12 protein-coding genes are annotated in these 17646 nt (G+C 47.6%); 4 read left to right on the top strand and 8 right to left on the bottom strand.

Annotated elements, in window-relative coordinates:
• Nucleotides 1-537 precede the first annotated feature (537 nt).
• The 4 genes from dbpA to ACG1BZ_RS12425 form a co-directional block, all read right to left on the bottom strand.
• Nucleotides 538-1926, bottom strand: a complete 1389-nt coding sequence (gene dbpA, locus ACG1BZ_RS12440) for an ATP-dependent RNA helicase DbpA (RefSeq protein WP_413662079.1) — start codon at nt 1924-1926, stop codon at nt 538-540.
• 263 nt (nt 1927-2189) lie between these two features.
• The gene (locus ACG1BZ_RS12435; RefSeq protein ID WP_413662078.1) at nt 2190-5324 is read right to left on the bottom strand and encodes an efflux RND transporter permease subunit; all 3135 of its coding nucleotides are present in this window, start codon (nt 5322-5324) and stop codon (nt 2190-2192) included.
• Complete coding sequence (locus ACG1BZ_RS12430; RefSeq protein ID WP_413662077.1) at nt 5318-6856, bottom strand: efflux RND transporter periplasmic adaptor subunit; 1539 nt, start codon at nt 6854-6856, stop codon at nt 5318-5320. The genes ACG1BZ_RS12435 and ACG1BZ_RS12430 overlap by 7 nt, the downstream gene beginning before the upstream one ends.
• Before the next feature lie 196 nt (nt 6857-7052).
• The gene (locus tag ACG1BZ_RS12425; protein ID WP_413662076.1) at nt 7053-7454 is read right to left on the bottom strand and encodes a hypothetical protein; all 402 of its coding nucleotides are present in this window, start codon (nt 7452-7454) and stop codon (nt 7053-7055) included.
• A gap of 199 nt (nt 7455-7653) precedes the next feature.
• On the opposite strand from ACG1BZ_RS12425, the gene ACG1BZ_RS12420 reads away from it, so the two are divergent.
• The 4 genes from ACG1BZ_RS12420 (at nt 7654) to ACG1BZ_RS12405 (ending at nt 11788) form a co-directional block, all read left to right on the top strand.
• A complete protein-coding gene (locus tag ACG1BZ_RS12420) occupies nt 7654-8547 on the top strand; it encodes a hypothetical protein (protein WP_413662075.1) in 894 nt (297 codons plus the stop codon).
• 73 nt (nt 8548-8620) lie between these two features.
• Nucleotides 8621-9178 carry a hypothetical protein gene (locus ACG1BZ_RS12415; RefSeq protein ID WP_282932883.1) on the top strand — a complete coding sequence of 186 codons (558 nt, stop codon included), beginning with the start codon at nt 8621-8623 and terminating at the stop codon, nt 9176-9178.
• Nucleotides 9179-9400: 222 nt separating this feature from the next.
• Nucleotides 9401-10228, top strand: coding sequence for an SDR family NAD(P)-dependent oxidoreductase (locus ACG1BZ_RS12410; RefSeq protein ID WP_413662074.1), 828 nt, complete (start codon nt 9401-9403; stop codon nt 10226-10228).
• Between the two features lie 312 nt (nt 10229-10540).
• Nucleotides 10541-11788, top strand: a complete 1248-nt coding sequence (locus tag ACG1BZ_RS12405; protein WP_413662073.1) for a DUF418 domain-containing protein — start codon at nt 10541-10543, stop codon at nt 11786-11788.
• Between the two features lie 272 nt (nt 11789-12060).
• On the opposite strand, the gene ACG1BZ_RS12400 is transcribed toward ACG1BZ_RS12405, so the two are convergent.
• From ACG1BZ_RS12400 to ACG1BZ_RS12385, 4 genes are all read right to left on the bottom strand, one after another.
• Nucleotides 12061-13170, bottom strand: coding sequence for a lectin-like protein (locus ACG1BZ_RS12400; RefSeq protein ID WP_413662072.1), 1110 nt, complete (start codon nt 13168-13170; stop codon nt 12061-12063).
• 707 nt (nt 13171-13877) lie between these two features.
• Nucleotides 13878-14849 (bottom strand): methyltransferase, encoded by a 972-nt coding sequence (locus ACG1BZ_RS12395; RefSeq protein ID WP_413662071.1) that lies wholly within the window; start codon nt 14847-14849, stop codon nt 13878-13880.
• A gap of 61 nt (nt 14850-14910) precedes the next feature.
• Nucleotides 14911-16101 (bottom strand): AMP-binding protein, encoded by a 1191-nt coding sequence (locus ACG1BZ_RS12390; RefSeq protein WP_413662070.1) that lies wholly within the window; start codon nt 16099-16101, stop codon nt 14911-14913.
• Between the two features lie 118 nt (nt 16102-16219).
• Nucleotides 16220-17437 (bottom strand): CaiB/BaiF CoA transferase family protein, encoded by a 1218-nt coding sequence (locus ACG1BZ_RS12385; protein WP_413662069.1) that lies wholly within the window; start codon nt 17435-17437, stop codon nt 16220-16222.
• Nucleotides 17438-17646 lie beyond the last annotated feature (209 nt).

The following is a 17646-nucleotide window of genomic DNA, read 5'->3' as shown; positions in this document are numbered from 1 at the left end:
AAAAACGCTACACCTGATAATACAACTGCAAGCGCTGTGTGGTTTGGCTCTATGCTACGGACATAAAGCAAAGGCGACGCACCCATTACCATTGACATAAATAGGTATGCAAGTTGTGGCGACCTCTTGGTGCCGTTCATTTTCTTCCGCCAAACATTCAACAGTAGAGTGCCGACTGGAATGAAAATGATCATGAACACTTCAAATATTCCCATATCTCTTTATGTCACATAACATTTATATAGTATCCATATTGACCACTATGATCCTGATTATTATTTCGGAATCAATTTCTCAACTACAACCAAAATACTGTTATAAAATCATTGGGTTAAACATAATTGTCACGACTGTGCAAACTGCAAAAAGGATCACTTTGACTACTACCCCATTTCTTATATCACTCTGTAACTCTTTGATTCATAGTTGATCATTATATTTTTCGTCAGCTCTCGAAATAACGGTCAGGATAGCCATGAACCCGAAGCGAGCGCAAAAGGGCAATCCCCCGGCGTTGCCAGGGGATAATCACTCGACTTAGCCTCGAATACGCCGCACGCGGAATTTACGCCCTTTCAATTTTCCGTTTTCAATTTTCTTAAGAGCTTGAGATGCTACATTGCGTTTAATCGCAACATAGGCGGTCATGTCCAGTACGTTGATCTTGCCAACATCTTTCCCGTTAATCGGGCGATCGCCGCCGGTTAGGGCACCGAGGATATCGCCGGGGCGGACCTTTTGCTTCTTGCCGCCATCGATTTGAAGAGTGGCCATCGGTGCCTGGAAAGGGGGTTCACTTAATATGCTGGCGGGTGGCGGTGTATCTGGATCGGATAGTGGGTCCTGGGTTAGGTCCATACGAACCAGTTTGTGGCCCTCTTTTTCAGCAAAAAAGGAGTAAGCGCAACCGCGCTCACCGGCGCGGCCTGTCCGTCCTATGCGATGGGTATGAACTTCCGGATCTTTGGCGATATGAAAGTTGATAACCGCATCCAGCTTGTCGATATCAAGACCGCGTGCCGCTACATCGGTGGCCACCAGAATTGAAGCGCTGCCATTGGCGAAGCGAATCAGGGTTTCATTGCGCTGGCGCTGCTCCATATCACCATGCAGGGCGAGGACATTGAAGCCAGCCTGTTTCAGATCATTGGCTACTTCATCGGTTTCGCGTTTGGTGTTGCAGAAAACCAGGGTATTGACTGGTTTATCATTGAGCAGGACACGCCGAGTCATCTCCAGGCGATCCTCGAAACTCTCAGTTCTGTAAAAGCGTTGTTCGATCACCTTGTCACTATGGGCAGAATCGATTTTAACCATCACCGGTTTTTGCATCACTCGGGCGCTGAGCTTTTCAATTTCACCGGGGTAGGTAGCGCTGAATAGTAATGACTGCCGCCCAGTTGGCACCTGCGCCAGAATAGTGTCGATAACGTCCTGGAATCCCATATCGAGCATTCGGTCGGCTTCGTCAAAGACCAGCGTATCGACATGCTCTAAGGAGAGTGTTCCTTTGCGCAGGTGTTCTTCGATACGTCCTGGAGTACCAACGATGATATGGGCTCCATGGGCCAGGGAGCCGATCTGCGGGCCGAAAGGCATGCCGCCGCAGAGAGTCAGAATCTTTATGTTGTGAATTGCTCGTGCCAGTCGGCGTAGTTCCTGCGCAACCTGGTCTGCCAATTCCCGTGTTGGGCACAGAATCAGCGATTGAATCCGAAAGCGGCTGACATTGAGCCGGTGCAGCACCCCCAAACCGAAGGCGGCCGTTTTACCGGAACCGGTTTTTGCCTGGGCGATAACGTCCTTGCCGTCAAGAATGATCGGAAGCGTTTTGGCCTGAACCTCGGTCATGGACTTGTAGTTGAGTGACGCCAGGTTTTTCAGCAGGGCGGGGTTTAGGGGGAGATCGGAAAAAGGTGCAGTCAAGGTGAATCCTGGAGTCGTTAAATGTCAAATACGCGTATTACACAAGCAGTAGGGAAAGTGATCGTCACCTACTTAGCCTTTGTGAACGCTGCAATTTTGCAGTTTGTGCAATACAAAATTAGTATGGAATTTTAACAGTTAACCCTGAAGAAACCTATGAATCACCTTGTTCCCGTTAAAGTCTCTTCTATCCAGATTATCTTCTTGTGAAATGAGAACTGGGGCACTGGGTAGCATAAACCCGGTGCCCCAATTTACTAACGTCAGCTTTGCTTACCTTTGCGGGCTTTCCACTGATAGAAAACCCCGGGCATCACTAACAACACAAACAGCAGTGTGGTTATGGTGCCGCCCACCATTGGTGCTGCGATCCGTTTCATAACATCTGCGCCGGTGCCATCGGAAACCATGACTGGTATCAATGAAATTAACAGTGTCAGGCTGGTCATTAGCATCGGGCGAATACGGCCAGCTGCCGCTTCGGCAACAGTCGCAGTATTGCCGCGCTCAGAGTTATTTCCGGCGGCAGATAAGTAGTGCAGCATTAATAACCCCATCTCAGCGGCGAGACCAGCCATGGCAATCATGCCGACCCATACAGCAACGCTCAGTTTGTAGTCGAGCAGGTACAACAGCCAGAAGGCGCCGATCAGTGCCATTGGCATAGCGGTGAGTACAAACAAGGTGTCGGATAGCCTGCCTCTATGCAGATACAGGAGGAAGCACACAGCCAACAGGGTCAGGGGCACTAACCATTGCAGGCGGGACTTGGCGCGCTCCAGGTATTGGTATTGGCCGGCCCAGGCGATACGTTGCCCGGGAATCAGATTAACCTGGTCGGCAACAACCTGCTTTGCGCGATTAACATAATCTGCAACGCCGATATCGCTCTTCAAGTCGACAAATACCAAGCCCACCAACTGCCCATCCTCATTGCGGATCATGGGCGGGCCAGTGCGGAAGTCCAGATCAGCCAGCTGGTTCAGGGGCACTTGGGAACCATCAGAGGCGGGGACCAGGATTTGTTCAAGCTGTTCGGGAGTATCCCGGTAGTCGCGAGCATAGCGCACTAACACATCGTAACGTTCGCGGCCTTCGATAGTTTGGGTTGCGGCCAGGCCACCAGCCGCTGCGGCAATCACATCTTCGATATCCTGAACATTCAAGCCGTGGCGGGAAGCCCGTGCGCGATCGATATCAAAGTCCAGGAAGTAACCGCCGGTCAGACGCTCGGCGAAGACGCTTCGGGTTTGTTCCGTAGTGCGCTGGTCACTGCGCAGTGCTTCTTCGATGGCCAAAGCGGTCTGTTCGATCTCCTCCAGGTTATCTCCAAACACTTTGATGCCGAGCTGGCTGCGAATGCCGGTGGCGAGCATCTCAGTGCGGGTTTGGATGGGCATCCACCAGATATTGGGCATACCGGGATAGCGCAGCTTTTCATCCATTTCCGCCAGCAGGTTGTCCCAAGTCATGCTGGGGCGCCACTCACTTTTGGGTTTCAGGGTGATTACGGTTTCTACCATTGAGAGCGGTGCAGGATCGGTGGCGCTATTGGAGCGGCCAATCTTGCCAAAGACATGCTCAACTTCTGGGAAAGCTTTCAGTTCCTCGTCCATTTGTTGCAGAACCTTGCCCGCTTCGGTAACCGACATGCCGGGTAGGGCGGTGGGCATATACAGGATGCTGCCTTCATTGAGCGGCGGCATAAATTCACCACCTAGCTTGCTAATGGGGTAGGCCACAGAAACCAGAGCTAATACCGCGAGAGTGGCTACAACTTTGCGTTGCCGCACACAGAAGTGAATCACTGGCTGTAGTGTATGGACTAAAACGCGGGAAATCGGATTTTCCCTGTTGCGAATTTTGCCACGCATAAGCAGTACAGCGAGGGCTGGAATCAAGGTGATTGCCAATAGGGCGGCGAAAGCCATGCTGTAGGTTTTGGTGTAGGCGAGGGGTTTGAATAGGCGGCCCTCGGTAGCTTCCAGCGCGAATACCGGCAGGAATGAAACCGTGATAATAATCAGCGAGAAGAAAATACTCGGCCCGACTTCCTGCATTGCCCGAACGATTAGCGTTCTTTTCTCACCCGGAGACAATTCCTTATCGCCGTCGATTGCCAGCTTTTTGTGGATGTTATCCACCATTACCACTGCCGCATCCACCATGGCACCGATGGCTACAGCAATACCTCCCAGTGACATAATGTTGGCGGTAAGCCCTTGTAGGGACAGTGGAATAAAGGCCAGTAAAACTGCAATCGGTAGCGTGATTACCGCTACCAATGCGGAGCGGGCGTGGAGTAGGAAAATAGCGATCACAGCGGCGACCACCAGCATCTCTTCAATCAGAGTATTTTTGAGATTGTCGATCGCGCTATTAATTAATTGTGAGCGATCATAAGTTACTACCAGCTCAACGCCTTCCGGTAAGCCCGCACGGATTTGCTCGATACGCTCTTTAACTCTCTCAATAACCTTGAGGGCATTTTCACCGTAGCGCATCACTACGATGCCACCTACGGTCTGGCCCTCGCCGTCCAGCTCGGCAATACCGCGCTGCATTGCAGGCCCCAGGGTAATATCCGCTACCTGATCCAAAGTTACCGGAATCTTTGCCGCATTGACCCCGATCACCACCTCTTCGAGATCGTCAACGCTGCGGATATAGCCCCGGCCACGTACCATATGTTCGTGGCCTGCGATCTCCAGTACTCGTCCTCCGGTGTCATTGTTACTGCGGCGAATGGCCTCGACCACTTTTCCGAGCGGAACCTTAAACATCTGCAAGCGATGGGGGTCGATTTGGACCTGGTACTCCTTTTCGTAGCCGCCAATGGAGGCGACTTCGGCCACGCCCTCGACAGAAGTGAGCCAATAGCGCAACTTGAAATCCTGTAGCGCGCGCAGTTCCTGCAGGTCGTTGTTACCGCTTCGATCAACCAGTGCGTACTGAAATACCCAGCCCACTCCGGTGGCATCCGGGCCAAGCTTTGGCTGAACACCTTCTGGGAGCTGGTCGGCTACCTGGTTGAGGTACTCCAGAACCCGTGAGCGGGCCCAGTAAATATCGGTGCCGTCTTCAAAGATGGCGTAGACAAAGCTGAGACCAAAAAAGCTCTGGCCCCGCACATATTTGACTTTGGGCAGCCCTAACATTGCGGTGGAAAGCGGGTAGGTGATTTGATCCTCGACCAGGTCAGGGCTGCGCCCCGGCCAGTCTGTCATCACAATCACCTGGGCGTCGGACAGGTCCGGAATAGCATCCAGGGGGACACTGGTTAGCGCCCGGTATCCCGCCAGGGCTGCGATCGCTACAAGAATCAAAGTGATCCCCGGCTTACCGGCACAGGCCCCAATAATTCGGGCAATCAGCCCTTTGGGTTCGGAATTTACCACTGCTGTACCCCCGACTTCAGGCGGCTTTCCGCCGCGATCAGGAATACACCCGAGGTGACAATTTTATCTCCTGCCTGGAGGCCAGAACGGATAACAATCCTGTCGCTGTCGCCATAACCGGTGCGTACCTGCACAGGCTCCAGACGACCCTGGCCCAAGTCGCGGAAAACAATGCGTTTCTTGCCGGAGATCAGAACTGAATCCCTGGGTACCACCAGGAGATTTCCCAGTTCGGCGGTTAACATGATGTCCGCAAACAGCCCCGGGCGCAGTTCACCATCGGTATTGGGCAGGGTCACACGCAGCCGTGCACTGCGGTTATTGTGATTAAGGAAGGGATCAATCTGGGTGAGGGTGGCTGGGATTTCCTCGTGGTAGACGTTGGTTAAACGCACCTTGGCCGGCATGCCTTTTTCTATCAGCGGCAACTGATCTTCGTAGGCGTGGGCTTCAATCCAAACCTGGCTGAGGTCGGCTATACGCAGCAAGTTGTCGCCCTTTTCAAATGCTGAGCCCGCGACAATATTCTTCTCAATAATCACACCACTGGCGGGTGCAAAAATCGGGATATAGTCCTGCGCTTTTTGTTGCTCAACCAGCCAGTCGATTTGCTCTTCAGAGAGACCCCACAACAGTAGACGCCTTCGTGCTGCTTTCTCCAGGGCGTCGCCACGTCGGCGGGCTTTTAGATACTCGTCTTGGACTGCGAGCAACTCCGGGCTGTAAACAGAAAACAGTACTTCGCCGCGTTTAACCTGCTTGCCTTCAAAATCTGCATCTAACTCACCAATCCAGCCGTCGAAGCGTAGGCTGATATCCCGCAAGCGGGTTTCGTCATAGGTAACCTGGCCGTGTAGGTGAATGGGCAAAGCGAATGGCTGTCGCTCGACGATACCGGTTTTGATACCAATGGCCTGGCGTCGGCCGCTATCCACCACAATGCTGCCACTTTGCAGTTCATCGTGGCTCACAGGCTGCAGGTTCATACCGCAAATAGGGCAGCTACCGGCTTCGGCAGCTCTCACCGATGGGTGCATCGAGCAGGTGTAATAGGCGGTATCTGAGGCCTCAGGCGCAGACTTTAGGCGCAGGCCTTTGCGATTGGTGCTCATATCAAAGGCAAGATCGACATGCTTATCGTGGCCTGTCGCTACATCTACCACCATGGGCCAGGAGCCCACCATGGCCAGTTCAATTTCACCGGTGAAGATACCGGGGCTGGATTCGCTGATATCGGCGACGGCACGCATAGCTGGCATGGCGCCCATGGCAGGCATCTCGGCTACCGCGCGAACTTCGGCTCCAGATACCGGCTCATTGTCAGCATTGCGAACTTCAATTCGAATTTGGTTTTTACCCGCTTGGGGTTGCAGCGGATCGACAGACACGGCGATCTGGAACGGGCCAGCTTGCACAAAATCGGCATTTGGAGCTGTGGCTTGTGTAGAAATTTTCTTCCAATAAAAGGCCGCGCCGGCAGCGGCTAACAGCAGGATAAGGGCGATTAAGCTCAATGTTCGTTGCTGGCTCATAGGACACCCTCCTGATTGAAGGAAAGGGGCATCTGCGCGCAAAGCACATTATCAATAAACGGGGCAATGAGCAGGCTACCAATGGCCGCTATAGCTTGTTGGGAAATCAAAAGGTTCACTCCTAGAACAATCTTTCTGAAGCCGCCAGCAAATTGGGGCTGGGGCATATTTCGCTAGTCAGAGAGAAAGGGAGTGATCAAATACGCAGGCGCAAGGTGGCAAGCCAGGTTCGGTTGCCGGGGTGGGATTCTGTCGCAGTAGGAGATAATTCAGGCGTACCGAATGGCGGAGCGAGAATTTGGGGCCACTGGTAAGTTGGCGGTGGCGCCAACTGGGGAAGTTCCAGATTTAAGTGTGCGGCGGTGACGGCAACTTGGTGGTCGTCCAGCGAAGTCTTCAGGGAGACTTGGGCATCATAGCCACAACAGTCATCATCTGAGTCTGACCCCTTGGCCATATCATCGCAGCAGCATTCCGCTGATGGCTTGGGGTCCTCCATCATTTCGCAGGCGAGCACAGTCTGCACCTGCAACATCAGCAGGAGCAGGGCCGCCATGGCAATCAGCTTGGCGCGAAATGTGGACGAATAGTTCTTCATTACTGATAAATCATACACCAGAGGCCGGTTGCACGACAAAGGTTGCTTTCGCTATGTGACCAAGGGGTACTTCTAAGTTTTTCTTTCTTCTATTAGGGGTAATTACGGTACAGGTTAACCCTTCGGCAGAGATTTCTTGACGATAGTTAGTAGATTCCCTTCGATAAATGCCACTACAACAGCACCACAAGGTGTCTCTATGAAAGTAACTCCTCCGGTTTGCCTCCTTCTGATCTGTTTATTGACGGCACCTTCTTTTGCAGATTCTAAACGCACATCTCTCGAGGAGTTATTTGCGACTACCTATAAACATAATGAAGAGATTAACAGTGAATGGGTGCTGAGTAGGGAGCGGAACTGGGCTGCCTGGCAACGAATGAGGGCTGTTAGGGAAGCTGCTAATAGAGGGGAGGACTTGTCATACCTCAGTAAGTATGGGCTTGAGAGAAAGTCCGCGTGGTACGAGATTGATTTAGGAAAGCAACGAGCGTGGCTGACGTCATTTAGACTGCTAGGGGTACTCTCTTCTTGGTATATGTTAAAGACGAATCAGGAGGAGCTTTATGAGCTTGGTATGACTGTGGCTGAAGTGGAAAAGTTGGGTCGCTATGTTATCGCCAATGACATCAAAGAAATAAACATCCAGGCAAGATTGGATTATTTCCACAAAGAGGAAGCTGGTTACATAGGCCGGATCCTTCAAGGCGGTGAGGACTTTGCCGCTATCTATTTAGAGCTTCAAGGTAATCTTGAAGCTCTTGAACACCTCTTGGAAACTAATTGGATCATAGATCTATTCAGAAAGTTTGATAGTGAAGCTCAAGAGATATTACTGGCCTATAGCTTATCGAAATATAATTCACGAGAGGGAATGGGCCGTAGTAATTACAGTCTGGATCAAGAAGCCGAAATGTTTGTCGATAAATTTCTCTCTGGAGAGATAAACGCAATGACGAAGGAGGCTTTGGAAAGGCTTCAAGAGAAAAGGCTGGCTAAAAAAGCTACCATCAATGTGGAATTTAAGCCCCCGGTTGATTCGCCCGTAAATGAGTGCAAGTGTCCTCCCGATCAATGTTCCTACAATAATTCTTGATTATACTTAATTTAATAGATTTCCCGTCATAATCGACCGCGTGGCATGGTCTTCACTTCGAGTGGTAGTTGTAATGACTGTAACAAGGATCTGTTTTTGGCTTGTCGCGCTTTTCTATTCCTTATCCCCCTTTGCAGATGAATACATAGTTCAGAGCGAGGACTACGACCCGTTTACCCAGATGACAGAACTCTGGCTAAAGGGTGAAATATCAAATCGTCAGATAAGGGATTTGGCACTAAGAGGCCGATATCAAAATAGCTCTGCCGCTAATAGTGCTCATGTCTCGTTCTTTCTTGATGAAATGCAGGTGATTGCGCGGGGGAATTCTGTATCGGGTCGTTCGGCCCAGATATCCGTCCAGGTTGATGAGTCAATTTTTGACTTGGATTATGACCTCGTATCAATGCATATGATGATCAATGGTCATGGAAATGGGTTATCGAGCAAGCAGAAATTCCTTTTGGTTACCTTTATGTACCGGTTAGCAGCAGAAGGCTGGAGCAAGTCTTCTGGAGTCGATGAAATGGAGAAACATCTTATTTATCGAACTCTCGATTACTTATCTGAAATGCCTGCAGATTATAAAATGTGGGTGATTGCCAAAGAAATACAATACCCGGTTCATTAGGTTGTTAATCTATAGCTTCATTAAAGTTTAAGTGGCTTAAATGGCCACAACAGACTTTAACTGAAGGGCTAAAGGATAAGATTCCTGGCAGTTATTCAGATTATTGGTAGAGGTTCAATTTATTCAGTTTTTATTTCTGTGAATAGCTATATATCAACTATTTAAGGATTTGTTTAATCTAAAGTTCCTAGTCACGTTGAATACATTGTAAAAAGGAAAGTTATGGATTTGTCTGATAAAGTTGCTGTTGTTATAGGAGCGGGAAGTGGACTAGGGCGGGCTTTAGCAATACGTTTGGCCGAAAAAGGAATGAAGTTGGTATTAGCCGGATATACCCTAAGTCATCTCGAATCAACAGCCAAGTTGATAGCACTAGAAGGTGCTGAGTGTATTTGCGTACAAGCAGATGTATCTAAACTTGGGGATGTGCAAAACATCGCTGATAGAGCTTTAAAGCACTTTGATAAGGTACACTTGCTCTGTAATGTGGCGGGTATAGGTCCTTTGGGGGCTATAGCAGAAACCTCTATGGATGAGTGGGAGTGGATTTTATCGGTGAATTTGTGGGGGCCTATTAACGGTATTCATGTATTTCTCCCTCATATCGAACAGAATGACGAGGGCCATATATTGTCTGTAGCATCGGAATCCGGCCTATATGGTATAGGGTACTTAGGGGCCTACAATGTTTCAAAATTTGGTGTTGTAGGTTTAATGCAAAGTTTAGAGCGGGATCTTCGTTTGGCTAACTCGCCTATAAAAACTTCTGTATTTTGTCCTGGTGCTATAAAAACTAATATTCTCGACTCTTCACGTAATAGGCCTGCAAGTGTAGCGGTAATTCACCCTGAGTCTGAAGTCGAGAAAAAAGTTAAAGCCAAAGTTGTCAAGGTGGTTTCTGAAGGTATGAAGCCAGAAAAAGCTGCTGATATCATTACTAGTGGTATAGAAAGCGGGCAGTTTTGGATTTTCTCCCATCCTTATGTACCCGAAACTGCATTTCAGCAGGCGAAGGCGATGCTAGATAGTAATACGTTAATTGATATTTAGCTTAGTTAGGGAACTTCTGATTAATTTCGAGCCAACTTGGTAGTATTCCGCTATTCGTCAAGATCTTGCCCCTAGCTGCCTTTGCCGAAGCCGCATATAATCTGAAGCGTCATGGAGCTCCACGCGAGAAGTTTCTTTCTCAGATGCATTCTCTCATCCCATGGGGGTGGCTAGAAGTCCATTTATCAAAGCTTCCCTAGAAAGGCCCTAGTTGGTACCTACGAGCAGAAAAAATATCGCGATTTCGTCCTCTTTTCCTGTAATCTCTACCTCTTTATATCCGTATCATATTTTGGTTTTAAAAGGGCTTATATGCAGGATCGAATATCACAGTTGGATTTGTTAAGGGGATTCGCTTTGCTGGGGCTTCCTTTAATGAATATGATAAATTTTTCTATGCCTATGGCGGCTTATTTGAATCCAAAGGCCTATTTGCCGAATGGCCCTTTGAATGATTTTCTCTTTAGCTTTTTCCATTTGTTTGCTGATCAAAAATTCATGGGGCTTTTTGCCATGCTTTTCGGCGCAGGCATCATACTTTTAGCTGAGAAACGTGAGCAACAGAATAAGTCTGCTGCAAAAATTCACTACAGTCGAAATTTCTGGCTACTGTTGATTGGCCTTTGTCATGGCATCTTCATTTGGGAAGGCGACATCCTGATGATCTATGCCTTTATAGCCATGTTTGTCTATTTGTTACGCAAGTTGCGCGGAAGCTGGCTGATTGCATTGGGGGTGATTACTCTTGCCTTGTCAGCATATAGCTCATATCTGACAGGAGCTTTTATAGAACCCCTAACAGGAGAAGCTCGATATGCAACGGCAGCCATTTTTGCCCCTGATACAACGCAGATCCAGCAAGATATAGAAATATATCGAGGAGGGTTCTGGGATCTGGTCGGGAGTCGATTAGTTGCTGGTAATTTAGCTTCTAGTCCGGAATCAGCAATCGTTATTTCCTACTTTAGTCTCTCCATTATTTTAAAAGCTGCCGCTATGATGTTGCTGGGAATGGGCCTGTTTAAGTTGGATATCCTACGTGGCCAAGCCAGTTCGTCTGCCTACAAAAAACTAGCTATTACTGGGTTGGCTATTGGGGTGACATTGACCGGTATAGGGCTTATCTGGAACTATAGTCATGACTGGAGTATGGATGATTACTTCACCTATGGTGCCATTTTTAATTTGGTAGGGTCCACATTTACCAGTATCGGTTATATTGGCTTGATCTGCCTTTGGTTCAAATTAGGTAAACACCTATGGATCAAAGGCAAGATCCAAAGTGTTGGGCGGATGGCATTTACCAATTACTTGGCTCAATCATTTATTTGCATCTATATTTTTTATGGCTTTGGATTGGGTTTGTATGGTGAGCTGACACGTATAGAAGTACTTGGGGTCTGTGTGCTGCTGGGTCTGTTTCAGCTGGCCTATTCGGATCTTTGGCTTAAGGCATTTCGTATGGGGCCGCTAGAGTGGTTTTGGCGAACTTTAACATATTTCAGGTTTGCACCGCTGATAAAGGAAAGGGGCGTACCGGTGACCGAACAGCGCTTATAGAGTTCATAGCTAAAATTTGGCGGGCTGCTGTTAATCTTGAGAATAGGAGTCATCGGTAGCTCGTTACCTGTACCACAGATTGTTTATTACGAGGTCTTTTAAATATTTTTATAGGATGATGGGCCGTAAAGATAAGATGTTTTCACATTAAAAATAGGCATGATTGAACTTGATCTGACAGGACTTCTTCTAAGAAGCGGGTAACTGTCAGATCAAGTTGAAAGTTAGTAGATCTCTAATTACCTTAAGACAAAGAACCCTACAATATCTTTTTAGTAATCTACAGTTGTTATTATAAAGTCACCTTCAATTGTACCTTCACTATCCTGGTCAGTATAAGCAATCCAGGCTGCTGTCTCACTGGCAGCTGCCAGCTTACTTTTCAATGCGAGCGCTTCCATCATATTGCGAGGCACATCGAAGTGCCATTGAGTACCCAGTGCCTGACATTCACTTTCTCCATTCGACCAGGTAGACTTACTCGTAGTCAGTGACCACATAACAGGGTAATTGATAGCGCCATCATCTTTTAAGTCGTTTACATGCAGTTCGCCATTTAACCGTCTCTTACAAGCAAATGAATAGGAACGATCACATTGGCGGTCATTAAAGCGCCCGTCGCTTCTGATAACAGCGCAGTCCTCTCCGCTACCATGATCATTGGGTTCTCCCTCTCCCCAAGACCATAGTCCTTTATTTTGAAATCTGCTGTCTGTAGCACTGACATCATAGTGTTCTACGGTGTTGATGCCGTCATCCCAGTTATCCAGGGAATCGTCATCGCCACTCTTCCAGTGTCTGTCCAGTCCACCCCATCCATCGAATATTACATCGAATGACTCATTATCATCCCCAATATTGCTGTCATTTTTTGTCCAGAAAAATACGAATCTCTTTTTTCCATTTACACCATCATGTTTACGGACTGTCTCCCGTGATAACTCTTGAGAGGGGAGTGAGGTTCGTTTATAGCTCGTGACTTCAACCCCATTGGGAAAGTCCTCTCTATAGTCTTGGGGAGTGTAAATGTATTCCAGGCCTATCTGATCTATAAGATGATTTTTAAAAGTTACCTGGGCACCGGACGATACCGCATTTTCGATATGTACGATTACTGTACGGTTAGTGCCATATTGATCCTGCTTGTAAGCCCAATCCCTCAAATCTCCCAATACAGTAGAGATAGGAACGCGTTGAGGATCAAGCCAGAAATTGCAATAGAATGAGCCATGACAAAAATATTGTTCACCACTGAACTGATGCAGGTCCAGCTCAATAATTTCAGCACCAATATCAATTTGGTCTTTAACCCTGGCAGATTGTTCAGAGCCTACCCAGATAGCACCATAGGCATCAGAGTTATAACTGTTTGTGTGTTGCAAGGACTTGTGTATAGCGAATTGGTGTTGAGTAAGTCAGGCGCCGTTGTAGCTCGAGTGCATATTTTGCGTGGTCATTGGTACCTTGCTCTGTCTCGTAATCGTAATAGAGGTTGAATTGAACCAACATTGAATAAGGATCGGTCTCTGCAAATAGAGGCGTACTCATCAACGTTATATAACTAAATAGAGCGATACAAATCTTCTTTAGCCCTTTCGAGAGTGGCCATGAATAGTTTTTTTTCATTATTATTCCTACTGTTCGCCTGAGTTTGTTATTTTTTAAACAGATTTAATTGCGCTCTCTATTACGACTGCCGAGATAAAAGTAATCGCATGCAGCAATACTTGCGTCTCTAAACGTATGAAGTTTATTTCTACCCATCTCCCTTGTGAGGCCGGATATCAGGAACTTCAATAATCTTCAAATGTTTCAAGTATAAACCCCTGAAGGGCAATAGAGTGCGAAAGCAATGATATCGAAAAGATATAACCTGTTAGCTACTTTAAATGTATTAACGAGAAGCACCTCACAAAGTTATAGTTTTATAATGCTTAAATCAAAAACTATTTACTATTATTTAAAGGTTAAACACTTTCTAGCTAATATCCTAATAGTCAGTCGGTGACGAAATGGTAATCAAAAAACGAACTGCTCTTGGAAGTAGCGATAGATAGCATATAAGTAAAATAGGATAATAAGGGTAGGGCTAGGGTTTTCTGGCCGATAATACCGAGAAATAGCCGAGTGCCTGGTATGATTGAGGATTTACAAATCCTGCTGTCTCAAGCATCCGATAAAGCTCTTTGGCTGAGTATAGTTGGGAGCCGTGGTTCATAAACAAATGAAAGCAGAACAAGCTTGGCGTTAAACGAGTATCATCGAAGAGCATATCGTGGATAAATACCTGCCCACCTTTTGGTAAAAGTGCGAAGGCTCTGTCGATTAAGATTTGGCATGTAGCATGCTGCCAATCGTGCAACACATTGCTAAAGCAAATGCCATCGAACCCCTCAGGCCATGGGTCTCTAAAGAAATCCCCTTTAACTATCTGGATTTGCTGGTCTTTCTTGAACTTATTTATATACATTGCTGCTATATCGCAAACCGGCGGCAGGTCGAAGAGCAGCGCATTGCGCTCAGGATAGGTATCGCAGAAGGCGAGAGCAATGGTTCCAGAGCCTCCACCGGCATCGAGTAGGGTTTGAGCGTTTTCAAAAATACCGCAGGAAGCAGCCTCAACTGCGGAGGCAAACCCCTGCGAATGCATCAGATGAGTAAAAGCTGCTGCCGAGTCATTGTCCATTTCATTTTTTTGCCACATGTCGGTTACAGAGCGACCTTTACATTCCAGCTCATATTCTCTTTGTAAGCTGGTGAGTATCTTTTTATCCAGGTGATTGATGTCATAGATTTGAAAAGGATCGAGTAAGACTTCTCCCCAATAGTAGTGACTATTCTTGGAGAGGTAGCATTTCCCCAGCTCTGTATTTTTCACTTGTTGTTTGTCGAAGCAGATATACCCCAAATGACTCAGAATCAGCAGAAAGAAGCCCATTCCTTTATTGCTGAGCTGCAATTCCTTACTGAGTGCTTCGCAGGAATCATAACCGCATTCAATTAGCCCGGTGATATCCAACCTTGCAGAAACCATCAGGCAGGCAAAATTATAGTTTCCCATAAGACGGTCCCACATAGGACCGTCGGATACGCTAGGTGGAGTTATGCTTTGAGTTCTACCGCTATTTCCCATCGCTCATTCTCCAAATAACCCGGGGAACTTTGTTGGTGCGTTCGATACGCTTAAGTCGCTCGGCTTTTTGTACTGTGAAGGACTGAGGGTACTGTCTGACAACAGAGGCGAGGTTGTGAATGTTGTTCAAAATATGCTCACAGATGCTGTTGGCACTTGCCGTGCCTGTGAACTGAACGACTATTAAATCGGCAGACTTTTTTGTTTGGGGGCCGCCGCTGAGAAGTAGTTGAACTTCTTCGACGCCTTCACATTCATAGGTGAGCTCTATGATCTTATTGAGGTCCAGAAGGGCGCTGCATAAATCGACATTATCATCTGCTCTCCCCTGAATAGATAGGCCATTAGGACGACCACAGGGACAAGTTGCTTTTTGGATTAGGTCACCTAATCGGTAACGCACTATCGGTACCGTCCACCCTGTACCTACACGGGTAAGCAGGGCGCCTTGATCGTCAGTTTCGATCAATTGGTCCGCTAAAAGGTGATATATGTTCAAATCACACTCAGGGGAATTGACAGCAATGCTATTGGTTTCTACCGATCCATAGTCGCACCACAGCCCAGCATTAGGGAAAGCCTCACGTATGACCTTCAACTTTGCTTTGGTCCAAGGTTCCCCCATCCAGATAATTGTCTTTATTGGGAGTTGGCTACCTGAATCTAGTATACCTTCGGCAAAATCTGCCAGTCCTGTGGGTGCGCCAGCAAGTGAGTCCACATCGATATTACGTAGAAGTTCCAGCCAATTCTCCACCTCACCAGATATAAAGGGGCCTGTAGGTGCAATAGTGCATTTGGAAGCCTCTGCCAGAGTTTGAATAAAGTAGTGTGCACCCCATAGCCGCCCAGGATTAAAGAGATTAAGAAGAACACTTTGAGAGCTGAGCGGGCGCCATTCCTTCAGCAATCTTTGAATTGCCTGGTGATAAGGTGTATAGGCCAGCTTCGGCTTTCCAGTTGTGCCGCCGCTAGACATGATAATGGCTCCGTGTTCCTGAGCGGCATTTTGGCTGATATGTTTCAGTTCAACGGGGCCACAAACGGGGATGTCATCGAGACAGACGGCAGAAACAGGTATATCTGGTCCACCGTAGGGTGAAAGACTGCGGGCGTGGGCGAGAATGGCATTCCAATCCAGGTGGCCGATGTTCATAGCGTTAAGGTAGCTCCCGTTCAATCCCGTCTTCCTGGGGTGGTGAGGTATCGGATGGAACTGAGGAAATTGTAGTAACAGGGCGCCTAGGTAGAGAGTGGTCTGGCCAATTTGGAGTTATCCTCATCAGTACCGATGTATTTCAGCAGCAATAGATCACGCCAGCTTTTGCCAGGGACTCCACTTCATCTTGTGGGATACCCAAGTCATCAAGGATCTCTCGAGTGTTCTCTCCGTAAAGTGGTGCTTGCTGGAAAGGCACTGGAGAAGTGTCGGGAATAGAGAAGGGGGCGTTTATAAATTGTATTGAGTCACGGCTTGTACTGCGTGTATAAGGAATTGATACAGTCTTGTCGTTATCTTGGACATAGGGGTTGTTAAGCGCCTCGGCGATATCATAAACCGGGGCACAGGGGATTTTACCCTCCATTTGAGCGCACCATTCTTTTGTTGTTCTCTTCTGGAAGTACTGGTCTAGAGCATCTGTCAGCAGCTCTCTGTTTTGCATCCTGCTTTCATTGGTCAAAAAGCGGGCATCAGTTTGTAATAAATCGGAGCCTAGTTCGTGACAAAGCATTTCCCAGAATTTCTGGGTTAAGCAGGCCACATAAAACCAACCATCTGCTGTCTTTACTAATTGGCAAGGTGCTTGGGATGCGTGGGCCGAGCGAGGTTGCTTCCCTGGGACTATCCCCTCGTTGAGAAACCATAACCCTTGGTAGCAGAGGCAATTTAGCGCTATATCGAATAAGTTAGTGTCAAAATCACCGCCTTTTCCTGTGATTTCGGTCCGCAGTAACCCTGAAACTGTACAGAGGGCTGAATAGACACTCCCCAGGAGATCTACTACTGATACGCCAACTTTGGTTGGGATAGATCCTGGTTCTCCAGTCACTGACATCCAACCAGTTTCTGCCTGCATAAGGAAATCATATCCTGGCCAGTGTTTTCTATTGTTGTCTCTGCCATACCCTGAGAGATGGGTACAAACTATTTTGGGGTTCGCTACTTTGAGGTCAGCATAGGTAACGCCTAACTCTTCGGGCAAAGAACCTCTAAAGTTGTCGATAACAGCATGTGAGTTATTCACAAGCTTCAAGAATACCTCCCTGCCAGTGGGATCCCTGATATCCAGGGCCAAGCTCTTCTTGTTGTGGAGCGTCGATTCACTTGTCTCATTGTCTTCGCAAGCTTCATCAAGATAGATAGATCCCATTTTTCTAAGTGGATTCCCACCTTGTTTGGGGTCTTCAATATTGACTACTTCTGCGCCCAGAAAAGCTAGTAAAGTGCCATGAAAGGAACCTGCGCCCCAGGTTTCGAATGAAAGAATACGCTTTCCGTGGAGAGGGAGCATCATGATATACCTGATTTGCGCAAACAAAATTAATGGCCAGCCAAGTTTTGCCACTTAGTTACAAGTGGGTATTAGTTTATAGATCACTGTGTAAATCTGATGTGGGAAAAGAGAGTACGAAGTTTGCATTGGTTATTAGGATCTATTGAAGTTACGGCGGACATTGAGTGTTTAATTATTCCTTATAGGTTTGGCTGACAAATAGTATCCCG

Source organism: Microbulbifer sp. CNSA002 (genome assembly GCF_047324085.1).
Classification (GTDB): Bacteria; Pseudomonadota; Gammaproteobacteria; order Pseudomonadales; family Cellvibrionaceae; genus Microbulbifer.
This window is presented reverse-complemented; position numbering and strand designations above follow the sequence as displayed.